Genomic DNA, 3085 nt, shown 5'->3' with positions numbered 1-3085 from the left:
GCACCGCCCCTCCGGTGTCGGACACTTCGCGGAGGCCCTGTCCTCACCCGGACGGAGGCCCCATCCCCGTAAACCCTGGCATCTGCCCAGAAACCGGGGTCCGGGCCTTTCGCGACCCTCCCTTCACAGGTGTAGAGTCGGACCCCTTCAATGGCTGGGACGACGCTGACGCTCACTCCGGACGGGTTCCGCGGCCGGGTGTTGGGCAAGTACGAGGTGCTCTGCCGCCTGTCCACGGGCGGGATGGCGGAGATTTTCCTCGCGGCCCAGAAGGGGCTCGCCGGCTTCCGCAAGATGGTGGTGCTGAAGCAGATCCTCCCCGACATCCGGGGCGAGGAGGAGTTCGTCCGGATGTTCCTGGACGAGGCCAAGGTGACGGCCGCGTTCAACCACCCCCACATCGCGCACGTGTACGACCTGGACGTGGCGGACGGGGAGCTGTTCCTCGCGATGGAGTTCGTGCCGGGCGCCACGCTGGTGGAGGTGGCCCGCGCGTGCCGCACCGCCCACGAGCCCATCCCCATGGGCTTGAGCCTGATGGCGGTGCGCGACACGGCGGTGGCGCTCAACTACGCGCACGCCTTCACGGACCCGCTCGGCCGGCCGTCCCCCGTGGTGCACCGGGACGTGGCCGAGAAGAACATCATGGTGACGTACGAAGGCGTCACCAAGCTGCTCGACTTCGGCATCGCCAAGAGCCTGGCCCGCGCGGGCCGCACCGCCGTGGGCATGGTGAAGGGCACCAGCGGCTACATGTCGCCGGAGCAGATCATGGGCGACCCGCTGGACGCCCGCAGCGACCTGTTCAGCCTGGGCGTGGTGCTGCACGAGTGCCTCACCGGCATGCGGCTGTTCTACGCGAAGAGCGCCGACGCGATGATGAACGCGGTGCTGAGCGGCGAGGTGACGGCGCCCTCACGCGTGAACAAGCAGATTCCTCCGGAGCTGGACGCCATCGTCCTCAAGGCGCTCGCGAAGCGGCGCGAGGACCGCTACGCCACCACGCTGGAGTTCGCCCGCGCCATCGAGCGCGCCGTGGGCCCGCGCATCTGGCACCCTGAACAGAGCAGCGAATTGATGCTGCGCCTGTTCTCCGAGCGCCGCGACCAGACCCGCCTGCTGCTCATGAGCGGCCAGGCGACCGGGGACGGAACCTCCAGCGAGACGCAGGTCGCGCAGGTGCTGGCCCGGGGCGCGGAGCTGCCGGAACCGGCCACACTCCCCCCCACCGGCCTGCCGCAGATCTCCTCCGCGCTGCCGCCGCGTCCGTCCGCGCCGGTGAAGCCGCCCGCGCCGGCCAAGGCCTCCCCGCCGCCCGCGAATGCACAGGGCCGCCGCAACACGACGGAAGAGCTCGCCGTGCGGAAGCCGGCATCCGCGCTCCCGCCGTCGCGCCGGGTCACGTCCCCCATCACGGAGCCGCATCGTCCGCCGCACGATGTGCTGAACGAGAGCCCCGAGGATTCCGACCCCGGCGTGCGCACGCAGCCAGCCCTGCCGCCCGTGGTGTTGGATCCGGTCCTGCGCATCACGCCGTCCACCGTCACGACCTCCCCCGGCTACGTCGAGGGAGAGACGATCCTCACGCCCCTGTCCCGCGTGGGTTCGCAGCCCGCGGAGGACCCGAAGGCACGCGGCACCCGGGAGCCTCCGGTCTTCGTGCCTCCGGAGGAGCCCCGTGCACGGTCCACGAGGGACCACGCCAATGGCTCCGAGGACGCGAGGGGACGCTCCACGCGCGATGCCGCGAACAGCGCCGAGGAGGCTCGGCACCGGCCTTCACGCGATGCCGGGAATGGATCCACCGAGGACGCGCGTCCGAAGCCTCCACGCGAAGCCTTCAACGGATCCGCGGAAGACTCCCGTCCACGGCCTCCGCGAGAGGCCACGAACAACAGTGCCGAAGAAACACGCGTCCGTTCCACGCGCGACGTCGCGAACGGCAGCGCTGACGATTCCCGTCCACGACCTCCGCGCGAGGCCGTGAATGGCGGTGCTGAAGACATACGGGCCCGCTCCGCACGCGATGCCTCGAATGGATCCACCGAGGACGCACGGGGCCGTTCCGGACGTGACGCCGCGAACGGATCCACTGAAGACGCACGGACGCGCTCCGCACGCGATAACGCGAACGGATCCACTGAAGACGCACGGTCCCGGGCTCCACGCGAGAGCACGAACGGATCCGCTGAAGACGCACGAGGGCGCTCCGCACGCGACGCCGCGAATGGCAGCACCGAGGACGCACGAGGACGCTCCGGACGTGACGCCGCGAATGGGTCCACCGAGGACGCACGAAGTCGTTCCGCACGCGATGCCGTGAACAGCAGCACCGAGGACGCACGGCACCGGCCTTCACGTGACGCCGCGAATGGCTCCGCTGAAGACTCACGGCCTCGGCCACCGCGCGACGCGGCGAACGGCGGTGCTGAAGACTCCCGCCCCCGGCCTCCGCGTGCGTCCACCCAGGACAGCATGCGCGTCACCCTGCCGCACAACGCGCTCTCCGCGTCGCTCAGCGACAACGAAACCTCCATCTCCCGCGTGCCGTCCCTTCCTTCGGATGAAGCGCCGGAGAACACGCCCGCGGTCCGCCGCTCGCCTTCGTCCCGCCGCAAGCAGTCCACGCCCCCCACCCGCTCCAACGGGGCGCGCGCCTCCGGCCGCCCCACCGAGCCCCACGACTTCCTGAATGAGCCCGCTCCCCGCCGTGGCCGGGCCGGGCTCATCGCGGCCTGCGTCGTGTTCCTCGCCGTCGCGGGCCTCGGCACCACCGTGGCGTTCGGTCTGGATGGCGGACGCGTGGCCTCGCTGTGGAACTCGGCGCGCGGGCGGAACCCGACCGGGAAGTCCTCCACAACTTCTCCACCGCCCCCCACGGAGCCGGAAGCGCGAGAGACCGAACCGACGGCCCCCGCCGTCCCAGCACCGACGCCGGCGCCGGAACCGGCCACCGAACTCGCCGTCGGGGCCCTGCTGGGCGTCCTCGTAGGTGAGGGGGTGGCCCGCCTCCAGCACGTCCTGGTCGTGCCTGCGGTTGACGGCGGCCTCGCCCGCGGGGAACAGCTCCGCGTCGGAGTGGTCG

General features: G+C 71.3%; 1 protein-coding gene. It reads left to right on the top strand.

Features of this window, described 5'->3' with window-relative positions; all coding sequences use genetic code 11:
- Positions 1–150 precede the first annotated feature (150 nt).
- Positions 151–3085, top strand: a 2935-nt coding sequence (locus D7X74_RS40870) for a protein kinase (protein WP_120538327.1), incomplete at its 3' end; no start/stop codon positions are given.

It is taken from the genome of Corallococcus sp. CA047B (genome assembly GCF_003612065.1).
In the GTDB taxonomy this organism is placed as follows: domain Bacteria; phylum Myxococcota; class Myxococcia; order Myxococcales; family Myxococcaceae; genus Corallococcus; species Corallococcus praedator.
This window is presented reverse-complemented; position numbering and strand designations above follow the sequence as displayed.